The organism is Diaminobutyricimonas sp. LJ205 (assembly GCF_009755725.1).
Lineage (GTDB): Bacteria > Actinomycetota > Actinomycetes > Actinomycetales > Microbacteriaceae > Ruicaihuangia.
On record NZ_CP046619.1, the window covers coordinates 2,881,278 to 2,893,694 of the forward strand.

The window sequence follows — 12,417 nt, forward strand, 5'->3', positions numbered from 1 at the left end:
AGGCATTTACTCTCCACGGGAACTGCTGACGTTCAGCTCGGCTGCGCGACGCAGCAACCTCAAGCGACGTGCCAACGCGAACCTGTTGCTCGGCCTCGGCGCAGTTGCCGGCTTGTGTGCGGAAAAGCATGAAAAAAACTCCGAGAATTCGGAGCCCACTCTTGTTTTGGGAATCTAATCGACCTGTTCTCGGCTGATCCCAATGGCAATGGCGGTACCGGTGGTGTCTGGTTTCAGGACCTTGTGAACGGGTTTCGCACGACATTGTGAACGGCGCAATGGCGTCCACACCGGATGTCGCACGACCTTGTGAACGCCTCGACCGGGCACCGTCAGAAGGTGAGCAAACCGGAAGTCCTGATCAAGGCGGTCACCGTCCTCGGCTTCAGCTATGGCCAGACCGCGAAACGCTACGGCGTGTCCAAGACCCTGGTGCACCGCCTGCACCACCGCTGGCTCGAGGAAGGCGACCAAGCATTCCAAGCACGGTCCTCCCGGCCGAAGACACAACCCGCGCGGACACCCGATTCAGTTCGCGACCGAGTGCTGCAGCTGCGTGAGCATCTCACCAGAGATGGCCTGGACGCCGGCGCCGACACCATCCACACCCACCTCACCGCCGAGGGCCACCAGCTCAGCCGCGCCACCGTCTGGCGGATCCTGAAACGCGCCGGCCGGATCACCCCGCAACCGCAGAAACGTCCACGCAGCTCCTACATCCGCTTCAACGCCGACCGCCCCAACCAGATGTGGCAATCCGACTTCACCCACTGGACCTGCGCCGACGGCACCGAGGTCGAGATCATCGGCTGGCTCGACGACCACTCCCGGTTCCTGCTACACCTGTCCGCCCACCACCGGGTCACCGGGAAGACCGTCACCGACACCTTCACCCACACCGCCACCGCCACCGCCTCCGCCACCGCCACGGCTACCCGACCTCCACGCTCACCGAGAACGGCAACGACTACACCACGAGATACGCCCGCGGCGGCCAGGGACGCGGCGGCCGAAACGCCTTCGAAACCCTCCTCGCCCTGGAAGGCATCACCCAGAAAAACGGTCGCCCCTACCGACCCACCACCCAAGGCAAGATCGAACGCTTCTGGCAGACCCTGAAGAAACACCTCACCGCCCGCGCACCCGCCGACGTCCACGACCTCCACGACGCCCTCGACAGCTTCCGCGACTACTACAACACTCAGCGTCCGCACCGGGCACTGAACCGGAAGACCCCGCGCTTCGCCGACACGCTGATCCCGAAAGTCACCCCGACCAAACCCACCGACCCCGGCATCTGGCGAGTGCGCTACGACACCATCGACAGCACCGGCAAGGTCTCCCTCCGCCACGCCAACCGCATCATCGCCCTCATCCGCAACGCCCAGGCACCGTGATCACCCTCGACGGCACCGTCCTCGGCGACTACGAACTCGACCCAACAACCAGCTACCAGCGCAAAACGAAAAACGGGTGAACCCACTAAACCGTGGGTTCACCCGTTCACAATGTCCTGAGACATCACATGGCGGTACCGGTGGTGTGTTCCATCAGGACATAGGAGACACATCTCTCAAGACATCGGAGACACGTCTCTCAAGTGATCGGAGACAGCAGCCGGATCGGCTGATCCTCGATCATGTCGAAGGCCCGCCTGGTGATCACCGCCCTGTTCATTGACCGTCAACCGCCGCCGAGGTCGCCGCCCGCTATCAGGTGAACCGGTCCTGGGTCTACAAACTCAAAGCCCGCTACGAAGCCGAGGGCGAAGCCGCGTTCGAGGCCCGCTCGCGGCGGCCGAAGACCTCACCGACGGCAATCCCCGCGGCCACCGTCGAGCTGATCGTCCGGCTCCGCAACGAGCTGGCCACCGCCGGTCATGATGCCGGCCCCGACACGATCGCCTGGCACCTTCAGCACCGGCACGACATTGTGGTGTCGGTCGCCACGATCAGCCGCTACCTCACCCGGGCCGGACTGGTCACCCCGCACCCCAAGAAACGCCCCAAGTCCTCCTACATCCGCTTCCAAGCGGCGCTGCCCAACGAAACCTGGCAATCCGACTTCACCCACTACCGGCTGGCCGATGGCCGTGACCTGGAGATCCTGACCTGGCTGGATGACCACTCCCGCTACGCCCTGTCGATCACCGCGCACAACCCGGTCACCGCCGATGCCGTCGCCAACACCTTCCGCCGCACCGTCACCAGCCACGGCATCCCCGCGTCCACCCTGACCGACAACGGCATGGTCTTCACCACCCGCCTGTCCGGACGCGGACGCCACGGCGGCCGCAACGCCCTCGAACACGAACTCCGCCGCCTGCACGTCAGCCAGAAGAACTCAAGCCCCGGCCACCCCACCACCTGCGGCAAGGTCGAACGCTTCCAGCAAACGATGAAGAACTGGCTGCGCGCCCAACCGGTCCAACCCGCCACCCTCGCCGAGCTGCAGCAACTCCTCGACCAGTTCCAAGGCGAATACAACCACCGCCGGCCACACCGCTCCCTGCGCACCGGGCAACCCCGGCAGCCGCCTACGCCAGCAAACCCAAGGCCCTGCCCACCACCAGCCGCGACGCCGACACCCACGACCGGATCCGCCACGACCGGGTCGACAAAACCGGCTGCGTCACCCTCCGCCACAACAGCCGACTACACCACATCGGCATCGGCCGAACCCACGCCGGAACCCACGTCGTGCTCCTCGTCCAGGACCTCGACATCCGCGTCATCAACCCGATCACCGGCGAGGTGCTCCGCGAACTCACCCTGGACCCGAACCGCGACTACCAACCCCGCGGAACCCTCCACCGGCCGGCCACTCGATCAGCCCAGAAATGACAAAGGCCGAACCCACGCAAATGGGTCCGGCCTGTCTCCGATCTCTTGAGAGATCACATGGCGGTACCGGTGGGATTTGAACCCACGGTGGGCGTAAACCCACACAACTTTTCGAGAGTTGCACCTTCGGCCGCTCGGACACGGTACCGCCGACGAGTTTAGTACACGATGAGCAGTGAGTTGAAACAGGGGATTGCTCGGCTCGAGGTCTCGGCAGGCTCGACCAGAGGGGAGAACAGGATGGGACTACGCCGCTACCCGCCGAACAAGCTCCGCGGCATCCTCCCCAACCCCAAGCACCAGCGGCGACTTGCGCGTCCGCATCCACGGCATCCCAAGGAAGTGCAGCCCGTGCACCCTTGCGCTCTCCCCTTCACGGTGATGCGGGAACCCCATCTCGTCGACGAGCCCCGGCACCTCAATCCAGCCATAGTCAGGACGGAAGCCACACGCAACAACCACCGCGTCCAGGTCATCCAGACTCGGGGTCGGCGCTGCGACCACCGAATCCGACTGCATCACCGGCAGGTCAGGCACCGGCCATCCGCGCCCCTCGGCGACCCGCACGGCGAGCTGAATGATCTGCTGGTAGCCCTGCTCCGCGCCCGCGACGGTCTCCGCCAGGCCATCGTCGATGACCAGCCGGCCATCTTCCACGCCGCGCACACGCCCGATCAGCTGCACACCATCGGCAGCCAACGTGTGCAGGTTCAGGTCCCTTCCCCCGTGGGCGCCCGTGACCGTCGGGTTTGCGGCGAAGCGCACGGCAGGCCCAGGCATGTCGACGAGGGTCTGGTCGAAGAACCCCGCATCCCACAGCCAGTCGAAGATGTCCCGCCCCGCGATCCGCCTAGGCATCGCCGGAGCCCGACCGGGCGCGAGCGTCACCTGACGCCCGCTGCGTTGCAGCTCGTCGGCGATCTGAGAGGCCGTTTGCCCGCCGCCGATGACGAGCACTCGGCTTCCCGGCACGGTGGCGGGTGAGCGGTACTCGGTCGACCGGATGACCGGCAGCTTCCGCTCCAAGTCGGTGGTGAACGAGGGCACGTACTCACGCTGATAGGCGCCGGTGCAGACCACAACGTGTCGAGCGCGCACCGTGCCACCGCTCGTGATGGCGGTGAAGCCACCATCAGACGGCGTCAGCGCCTCAACCTCGACGCCTTCCTCGACCGGCGCTCCGAATGAGGCGCCATAGTCGCGTAGCAACGCCACCATCTGATCGCGGCTCAAGAAACCGTCCGGCTCGTCGCCCGCGTACTCGCCCCCGGGAAGCCGGATCAGGTGATTGGGCGTCACCAGGCAGAAGGAATCCCAGCGGTGTGCCCAGGCCGTTCCGACCGACTCACGCTCCAGCACGACATGATCGACCCCGGCCGCCGTCAACTCATGACTGGCCGCGAGCCCGGCTTGCCCAGCACCGATGATAAGCACGTTCACGTCCGTGAACATTCCCACAGGATACGCCGGGCTCCCGCATGAGGGACCGGATGCCGCCAACTCAACGAGCTCAAACCAATGAGCCGTCCGCCGAGCAGTTGGCATCGCCGGCGTAGGGGGTCTCGGCACGCTCGACCAGCGGGGTGCTCGACCGGCGCTTCGTGCTCGAGAAGCGGGGAGACCAGCGGAGGACGGGCAGTGTCGGCGGCCGCAACTAGGCTTGCCCGCATGGCCCGCCCCTCCACCACCTTCCGTTGCTCCGAGTGTGGTTGGACAAGCGTCAAGTGGGTCGGCCGCTGCGGCGAATGTCAGCAGTGGGGCACCGTCGTCGACTCCACCGAGCCGACCGCCCGCGTCACCCCGGCCCGGGTCAGCGACGCCCGCGCAGCAAAACCGATCACCGAGATCACCTTCGACGATGCCTCTTCGCACTGGCCGAGCGGCATCGAGGAGTTCGACCGCGTACTCGGCGGCGGCATCGTCCCGGGCGCCGCGATCCTGCTCAGCGGCGAGCCCGGCGTCGGCAAGTCCACGCTGCTGCTCGAAGTCGCCCGCACCGCCGCCGAGGTCGGCCGCCGCGTGCTCTACGTCAGCGCCGAAGAGTCCACCGGCCAGGTGCGCCTGCGCGCGGAACGCACCGGCGCGGTGCATCCGCAGCTCTACCTCGCCTCGGAAACCGACCTGGCCACCATCCTCGGCCAGATCGACGCAGTCAGCCCCAGCCTGCTCATCGTCGACTCGGTGCAGACCGTGTCAGCCTCGACCACCGACGGCCTCGCCGGCCAGCCGGCCCAGGTGCGCGAAGTCGCCGCGACCCTGATCCGCGTCGCCAAGGAACGCAACCTGCCCACGCTGCTGGTCGGTCACGTCACCAAGGACGGTTCGATCGCCGGCCCCCGCCTGCTCGAGCACCTGGTCGACGTGGTCTGCCACTTCGAGGGCGACCGGCAGACCAACCTTCGCTTCGTGCGCGCCCTGAAGAACCGGTTCGGCCCGACAGATGAGGTCGGATGCTTCCAAATGACCGGCGACGGCATTGAAGAGGTCAGCGAGCCGAGTGGTCTGTTCCTCTCCCGCGGCACCATGCCGGTCAGCGGAACCTGCGTGACGATCGCCCTCGAGGGTCGACGCGCGCTGCCGGTCGAAGTGCAGGCGTTGGTCGTGAAGTCCGGTGCCCCGCAGCCGCGACGCGTGGTCAACGGGGTGGACGCCTCCCGCGTGGCCATGCTGCTCGCCGTGCTCGAACGCCGCGCCGGGCTCAAGCTGAGCGAGTTCGACGTTTACGTGTCGACGGTCGGCGGCATCCGGCTCACCGAACCCGGCGCCGACCTCGCCATCGCCATCGCGATCGCCAGCGCCTATAGCGACAAGACACTCGCCATCAACATGGCTGCCGTCGGCGAGATCAGCCTCGCCGGTGAGATCCGGCCCGTGGCCCAGGCCAAGCAGCGCGCGAACGAGGCTGAGCGGCTCGGCTTCGCCTCGATGATCGACTCCGAGGCGATCCACCTCCGCGAGGCGCTGCGCAAGGCGTTCGCCGGCGCGAGCGATCAGCGGGTTGCGGTTCCCGAGTTCTAAACGGCGGATGTCGCCGGCGGATGCCGCGAGCGGATGTCGCAGCAGGCGGATGTCAGGACCTGAGTCGTCCGGCTATGAATTGACGCTCTACGCCTCGAGCGCCCGCAGCAGCTCGGCGGGCGGCGCCTGCATCGGGTGCGGCCCGGCGATGTCGAGGAACACCGTGGTGATCGTCTCCTCGTGCTCAGCCAGGAATGACCGCAGCCACTCGGGACTCTGCAGCCCGACCGCGGGCGGCAGGTTTGCCGGCTTGTTCTTCGCGTCGCTGAACAGGAGCAGCGCGACGTCGCCGGTGTTCGGGTCGCGGAAGGTCCAGACCTCGCCGGCGCCGCCCTTGGCCGCTGGCTTCAGCAGCGGCACCACGGTGTTGCCGTTGCGCAGCGCGAACGCGACTGCGGCCATGTCCTGACGCTCGAGAGCATCGGCAAGCACCTGCGAACGGAACTGCGGGGTCGGCTTTTTCGCGGGCTTCTTGCTCTTCGGCATTGCTCCAGCCTACGAGGCACCCTTCGCGAGCCTGCACAAATGGGGGTTATGGCGGTTGCATAACCCCCATTTGTGCAGGCTCACGGCCGGATCCTCCAGAGGCTCAGAGGGATACGCCCAGCTTGAAGCCCTGGTCGACGTCGTCCTTCCGCGTGTACGAGAAGCCATCCGCACCGACTGTCACGGCCATTTCGCTGGCGTCAGTGCGGGCAACCACGGGCTGCGGGTTGCCGTCCAGATCGAGCACGGTCGACGCCTCGGTGTACCAGCTGGGCACGACCGGGTTGCCCCACCAGTCGCGACGCTGGTTGTCGTGCACATCCCAGGTGACCACCGGGTTGTCGGGGTCGCCGGTGTAGTAGTCCTGCGTGTAGATCTCCACCCGGTGCCCGTCGGGGTCGCGCAGGTACAGGTAGAACGCGTTCGAGACGCCGTGCCGACCGGGGCCACGCTCGATCACGTCCGACATCCGCAGTGCGCCGAGCTTGTCGCAGATCGCAATGATGTTGTGCTTCTCGTGCGTCGAGAACGCGATGTGGTGCATGCGCGGACCGTTGCCACCCGTCATCGCGGTGTCGTGCACGGTGGGCTTGCGGCGCATCCACGCGGCATAGGTGGTGCCTTCCTCATCCTGGATGTCCTCGGTCACCCGGAAGCCGAGGTCCTCCATGTACTTCACCGCGCGCGGCACATCGGGGGTGACCTGGTTGAAGTGGTCGAGCCGCACCAGCGCACCCGGCGTGTACAGGTCGTAGCGCCAGGCGAGACGCTCGACGTGCTGCACGTCGTAGAAGAACTCGTAGGGGAAGCCGAGGGGATCCTCGACCCGCACCGAGTCGCCGATGCCGCGGGTGAAGCCCTCGGCGCGGCGCTCGACGCGGCATCCGAGCTCCGTGTAGAACTCGACCGCACGGTCCAGATCCTCGGGCGTGCGCACCCGGTACGAGAATGCGGCGGCCGCGGCGATCGGGCCCTTTCGCAGCACCAGGTTGTGGTGGATGAACTCCTCCATCGAGCGCAGGTAGACCGCGTTCTCGTCCTCTTCGGTGACCACGAGGCCGAGCACGTCGACGTAGAACGCCCGCGACACCGCGAGATCGGTGACGACGAGCTCCATGTACGCGCAGCGCACGATGTCCGGCGGGGTCGCCGACGGCGTCGGGATCGGGTTGCTCGGGGCGGGAATCGGGTCGGTGGAGCTGACGGCGGGCTCGGGGGCGCCGTCGCTGATGATCGGTTCCGTCATGGTGATGGTGCTTTCTCTTCGTTGAGCGGATGTCTCGGCGCGGGCGCCGAGTCAGCGGGCGCCGAACCGGGGCGAGTGTGCCTCGTTCAGCGTGATGTGCACCGCCTGCTGGTCGGTGTAGAAGTCGATCGAACGGTAGCCGCCCTCGTGGCCCAGGCCCGATGCCTTGACGCCACCGAACGGGGTGCGCAGGTCGCGCACGTTGTTCGAGTTCAGCCAGACCATGCCCGCGTCGACCGACTGCGAGAAGTTGTGGGCGCGCTTGAGGTTGTTCGTCCAGATGTAGGCGGCGAGGCCGTACTTCACGCCGTTCGCAAGTTCGAGCGCTTCTTCCTCAGTATCGAACGGGGTGATCGCGACCACCGGTCCGAAGATCTCCTCCTGGAAGATCCGGGCATCCGGCTTCACATCGACGAACACCGTGGGGGCGATGTAGTTGCCGGTGTCGAAGCCTTCCGGGCGGCCACCGCCGGCGACGAGGCGCCCCTCGGTCTTGCCGATCTCGACGTAGCTCATCACCTTGTCGTAGTGCTCGGGGTGCACCAGGGCGCCGACCTCGGTCTTCGGGTCGTGCGGGTCGCCGACGACGATGTTCTTCGCCCGCTCGGCGTACCGCTCGACGAACTCGTCGTAGATCGGGCGTTCGACCAGGATGCGCGAGCCGGCGGTGCAGCGCTCGCCGTTCAGCGAGAACACCCCGAACACGGTGGCGTCGAGCGCCGCTTCGAGGTCGGCGTCGGCGAACACCACGGCTGGGGACTTGCCGCCGAGTTCCATCGACATGCCCTTCAGGGTCGCGGCGCAGTTGGCGAAGATGATCTGCCCGGTGGAGCTTTCGCCGGTGAAGGAGATCAGTTGCACGTCCTCGTGCTTGACCAGCGCGTCGCCGGCCTCCTCGCCGAATCCGTTGACCAGGTTGAAGACGCCGTCGGGCACCCCGGCCTCGCGGAAGATGTCCGCCCAGAGGCTCGCCGACAGCGGCGTGAACTCTGCAGGCTTCAGCACCACGGTGCAGCCGGAAGCCAGCGCCGGCGCGAGCTTCCAGCTCTCGAGCATGAACGGGGTGTTCCACGGGGTGATCAGACCGGCGACGCCCTTGGGTTTGCGGTTCACGTAGTTGACCTGCCGGCCGGGCACCTTGTAGGTGTCATCGGCCTGGGCGACGATCAGGTCGGCGAAGAACCGGAAGTTCTCCGCCGCCCGCTGGGCCTGCCCGAGGGCCTGGGTGATCGGCAGGCCGGAGTCGAACGACTCCAGTTCGGCGAGGCGGGCGTCGCGCGATTCGACGATGTCGGCGATGCGGTTGAGCACCCGCGACCGGGCGCGCGGCAGCATCCGCGGCCAGGGTCCTTCATCGAAGGCCTTGCGGGCGGCGGCGACCGCGCGATCCACGTCTTCCCGCTGGCCGGCAGCGGCCTGCACGTAGGTCTGGTTCGACACCGGGTCGAGCACGTCGAACGTGGCGCCGCCGATGCTGTCGACGAACTCGCCGTCGATGTAGTGCTGGATGCGCTCCGGCAGCCCCTCGGGGATGTGCTGGATGCGCGGGCTCTGTTGGATCGTCATGATTGATTTCCTCCGACGCTGAGTTCGACGTTGAAATCCCCCGTGGGGGTGAGGTAGTCGGCGCCCTGCTCGAGGTACGCCCGGATCTTCGACAGGCCGCCGTCGGTGGGCGTGATCAGCGGCGGGCGAACGTAACCGGAACGGATCAGGCCGCGCTGCTCGAGCACCCACTTGGACGGTGCCGGGTTGGTCTCGACGAACAGCAGGTCGACGAGCGGGTGCAGTCCGTAGTGGATCTCGCGGGCCGCTTCGATGTCGCCCGCCTCCCACAGTTCGTACATCCTGGCGTGGGCGGCCGGGGCGATGTTCGCGGTGGCGGAGAGGAAGCCGATGCCGCCGAGCGCGAGCAGCGGCAGGCAGAGCAGTTCGATCCCGGACCAGACGATCAGCTCCTTGCCGCACAGCTGCAGCACGCGGGAGAAGTGCTCGAAGTCCTTGGTGGTCTCCTTGACGCCGACGAAGTTGTCCACGTCGCGGTAGAGCCGGGCGATGGTCTCCGGAGCGATGTCGACCGCGGTCCGCACCGGCACGTTGTAGGCGAGGATCGGCAGGTTCGGGAACTCTGCGGCGATCGCCTTGTACCAGACGTACAGCGCCTCCTGGGTGGGCCGGGCGTAGTAGGGCGTGATGATCAGCGAGGCGTCGATGCCGGCGTCCACGGCGCGACCGGTGAGCTCAATGGTCTCATCGAGTTTGGCGCTGCCGGTGCCGGCCACAACGGGGACGCGACCTCCACCCGCGTCGATGACGGTCTTGATCGCCGCGAAACGTTCATCGATGCTCTGCGAGCTCGGTTCACCGGTCGACCCGCCGATCGAGAGGCCATGCGTGCCGTTGGCGAGCTGCCAGTTCACCAGATTGGCCAGGCTCTCGTGGTCGACAGCACCCTCGGCGGTGAACGGGGTCACCAGCGGGGCGATCGATCCGCGAATCGAATGGGGGTTGGTTCGGAACGTCATCGTCCTGCGCTTTCGGTCTGGTGAGTGGCTTGGTAGGAGAGCATGGCGTCGAGCGTGCTGGTGCGGTGGGCTCGGGCAGCGAGCTCGATTTCGAGGGGAGTCGCGCCCGTTTCGATCAGCTGCAGCAGGCGCTCGTGCTCGTCAACGGATTCACGGGCGCGGCCGGGCACGAAACTGAAAGTGGAGTCGCGCAGCACGGCGAGCCGCTTCCAACCGCGGTGCACGAGGTCGAGCACGTGCGGGTTCGGGCAGTGCTCGAAGATCACGGAGTGAAAGGCCCGGTTCAGCTCCGTGAACTGGCGCGGGTCGAAATGCTCGAGGCTGTCGATCATCTTGCCGTTGATCTCGCGGGCCTGAATGAGGTCGCTGCCGGTCACGAACGGGGCCGACAGCGCGGTGGCAGCGCCCTCGACGAGGCTCAGCGTCTCCATCGTGTAGAAGTATTCGCGTTCGTCGACCATCGCGACCTGGGCGCCGACGTTGCGCTCGAAGGTCACGAGTCCCTCGGCCTCGAGGCGGCGGATCGCCTCGCGCACGGGCACCACGCTCACGCCGAGTTGCTTGGCGATCTGGCCGAGCACCAGGCGGAAGCCGGGCGTGTAGCGACCATCGTCGATGCGGGCGCGGACGAACGCGTAGGCCTGCTGGGACTTGCTCGGCCTCGAGCTCGGCTGGGAGTTACTGGGCACCGCAGCATCCGTCATGGAGTCCGTCGCTTTCATCGTTCGCGGGCCTCCTCGTAGCGCTTCTTCCAGGTCGCGTTCATCGGGTAGAGCCCGTCGACGCTCTCCCCCGCGGCGACCTGCTCGGCGATGTACTGCTCTTCGCGTTCCTGGACGATGGCGGCTTCGACGACCTCCTCGACGTACCGCGGCGGGATGACCAGCACCCCGTCGTCGTCGCCGACGATCACGTCGCCCGGCTGCACGGCGGTGCCGCCGCAGGCGATCGTCAGATCGGTGTCCCACGGCACGTGCCTGCGGCCGAGCACCGCGGGGTGCCCACCCTGCGAGTAGGCGGGAATCGTCAGCGCCGCCACGGTCGCCAGGTCGCGGATGCCGCCGTCGGTCACGATCCCGGCGGCCCCGAGCACCTGTGCCCGCAGCGCGAGGATGTCGCCGACCGTTCCGGTGCCGGCTTCGCCGCGCGCCTCGATCACGAGCACGTCGCCCTCACCGAGCGAGTCGAAGGCACGCTTCTGGGCGTTGAAGCCTCCGCCATGCGATTCGAAGAGGTCTTCCCGGTTCGGGATGAAACGCAGGGTGCGCGCGCGGCCGATCATCCGCTCGCCGGGATGCGTCGGGTGCACGCCATCGATGGTCACGTTGTCCAGGCCGCGCTTGCGCAACTGAGCGCTGAGCGTGGCGGTGCCCACCGAGGCGAGCTTCTCGCGCAGCGAAGCGGTGAGTTCGAACGGCTTCGGCGCAGCGGGGATGCCCGCCGCCTCAGGGCTGCCCCAGGCTTCCGCGCGCTGGAGGTCGTCGACCTTCGGCCCCGCGCCGTGTGCGCCGGGTGCGACCCGGCCCTCGACGACGCTGGTGACGAGTCGGCCGCTCGATGGCGCACCCGCGGCGCCCGGGGCATCCACTTCCACTTCCACGGTCTGCCCCGGCGCAACCACGCTAGACCCGGCTGGGGTGCCGGTGAGGATGACATCTCCCTCTTCCAGGGTGATCAGCTCGGACAGGTCGGCGACCAGCTGGTCGAACGTGAACGCCAGTTCGGCGGTGGTGTCATCCTGGACGAGCACACCGTCGACCCAGGTGCGGATGCGCAGCGCGGCCGGATCGACCGAGCGCGCGTCGATCAGGCGCGGTCCGAGCGGCGTGAACCCGTCGCCGCCCTTCGACCGCAAGTTGGAGCCCTTGTCGGCCCAGCGCAGGTCGTAGACACCGAAGTCGTTGGCGGCGGTCACCGCGGCCACATGCGACCAGGCGTCCTCACGAGCGACGTTCTTCGCTGCGGAGCCGATCACCAGGGCGATTTCGCCCTCGAAGGCGAGCAGTTCGGTGCCGGCCGGGCGTTCGATCACACCGCCGCTGGAAGCCACCGACGTGCTCGGCTTGAGGAAGTAGGAGGGCTGCTCAGGCGCCCGGCCACGCTGGGCAATGCGGCTGGGGTAGTTCAGATGCAGCGCGATAATCTTGCCGGGCCGTCGCAGGCTGGCTTCGGCGTCGATGCCAGTCCCGGTACGGCCCGCAGGCTCATGATCGGTCATATTTTGATCGTATATCTTTTCGTACATTTGTCTAGCCCTCGGCCGGATCACTAGACTCGCGACGTCCGGTCGGCTCACTGC

9 protein-coding genes, 1 tRNA gene and 2 pseudogenes are annotated in these 12,417 nt (G+C 67.1%); 4 read left to right on the plus strand and 8 right to left on the minus strand.

The window, feature by feature from the left end; all coding sequences use genetic code 11:
• The first annotated feature begins 294 nt into the window (after positions 1–294).
• The 3 genes and pseudogenes from GO591_RS14050 (at position 295) to GO591_RS14060 (ending at position 2,843) form a co-directional block, all read left to right on the plus strand.
• A complete protein-coding gene (locus GO591_RS14050; protein WP_157157392.1) occupies positions 295–1,119 on the plus strand; it encodes a helix-turn-helix domain-containing protein in 825 nt (274 codons plus the stop codon).
• Positions 1,095–1,178 (plus strand): annotated as a pseudogene (locus GO591_RS16165) (hypothetical protein); the annotation flags it as partial. The gene GO591_RS14050 and the pseudogene GO591_RS16165, both read left to right, overlap by 25 nt.
• Positions 1,179–1,639: 461 nt before the next feature.
• Positions 1,640–2,843 (plus strand): annotated as a pseudogene (locus GO591_RS14060) (IS481 family transposase).
• A 58-nt stretch (positions 2,844–2,901) separates the two neighbouring features.
• On the opposite strand, the gene GO591_RS14065 reads toward GO591_RS14060, so the two are convergent.
• Positions 2,902–2,991: transfer RNA gene (locus GO591_RS14065), tRNA-Ser, on the minus strand.
• A gap of 98 nt (positions 2,992–3,089) precedes the next feature.
• A complete protein-coding gene (locus tag GO591_RS14070) occupies positions 3,090–4,295 on the minus strand; it encodes a flavin-containing monooxygenase (RefSeq protein ID WP_157157393.1) in 1,206 nt (401 codons plus the stop codon).
• A gap of 216 nt (positions 4,296–4,511) precedes the next feature.
• On the opposite strand from GO591_RS14070, the gene radA reads away from it, so the two are divergent.
• Positions 4,512–5,861, plus strand: a complete 1,350-nt coding sequence (radA, locus tag GO591_RS14075) for a DNA repair protein RadA (RefSeq protein WP_157157394.1) — start codon at positions 4,512–4,514, stop codon at positions 5,859–5,861.
• 87 nt (positions 5,862–5,948) lie between these two features.
• Here the strand turns inward: radA and GO591_RS14080 are convergent, their stop codons facing one another.
• The 6 genes from GO591_RS14080 to GO591_RS14105 form a co-directional block, all read right to left on the minus strand.
• On the minus strand, positions 5,949–6,347 hold the full coding sequence (locus GO591_RS14080; protein ID WP_157157395.1) for a dehydrogenase: 399 nt from the start codon (positions 6,345–6,347) through the stop codon (positions 5,949–5,951).
• 103 nt (positions 6,348–6,450) lie between these two features.
• On the minus strand, positions 6,451–7,593 hold the full coding sequence (gene hpaD, locus GO591_RS14085) for a 3,4-dihydroxyphenylacetate 2,3-dioxygenase (protein WP_157157396.1): 1,143 nt from the start codon (positions 7,591–7,593) through the stop codon (positions 6,451–6,453).
• Between the two features lie 51 nt (positions 7,594–7,644).
• The gene (hpaE, locus tag GO591_RS14090; RefSeq protein WP_157157397.1) at positions 7,645–9,159 is read right to left on the minus strand and encodes a 5-carboxymethyl-2-hydroxymuconate semialdehyde dehydrogenase; all 1,515 of its coding nucleotides are present in this window, start codon (positions 9,157–9,159) and stop codon (positions 7,645–7,647) included.
• The gene (dapA, locus tag GO591_RS14095) at positions 9,156–10,118 is read right to left on the minus strand and encodes a 4-hydroxy-tetrahydrodipicolinate synthase (RefSeq protein WP_157157398.1); all 963 of its coding nucleotides are present in this window, start codon (positions 10,116–10,118) and stop codon (positions 9,156–9,158) included. The genes hpaE and dapA overlap by 4 nt, the downstream gene beginning before the upstream one ends.
• Entirely contained in the window at positions 10,115–10,822 is a 708-nt protein-coding gene (locus GO591_RS14100) for a GntR family transcriptional regulator (protein ID WP_157157951.1), read from the minus strand. The genes dapA and GO591_RS14100 overlap by 4 nt, the downstream gene beginning before the upstream one ends.
• A gap of 14 nt (positions 10,823–10,836) precedes the next feature.
• A complete protein-coding gene (locus GO591_RS14105) occupies positions 10,837–12,336 on the minus strand; it encodes a fumarylacetoacetate hydrolase family protein (RefSeq protein ID WP_157157399.1) in 1,500 nt (499 codons plus the stop codon).
• Positions 12,337–12,417: the final 81 nt, after the last annotated feature.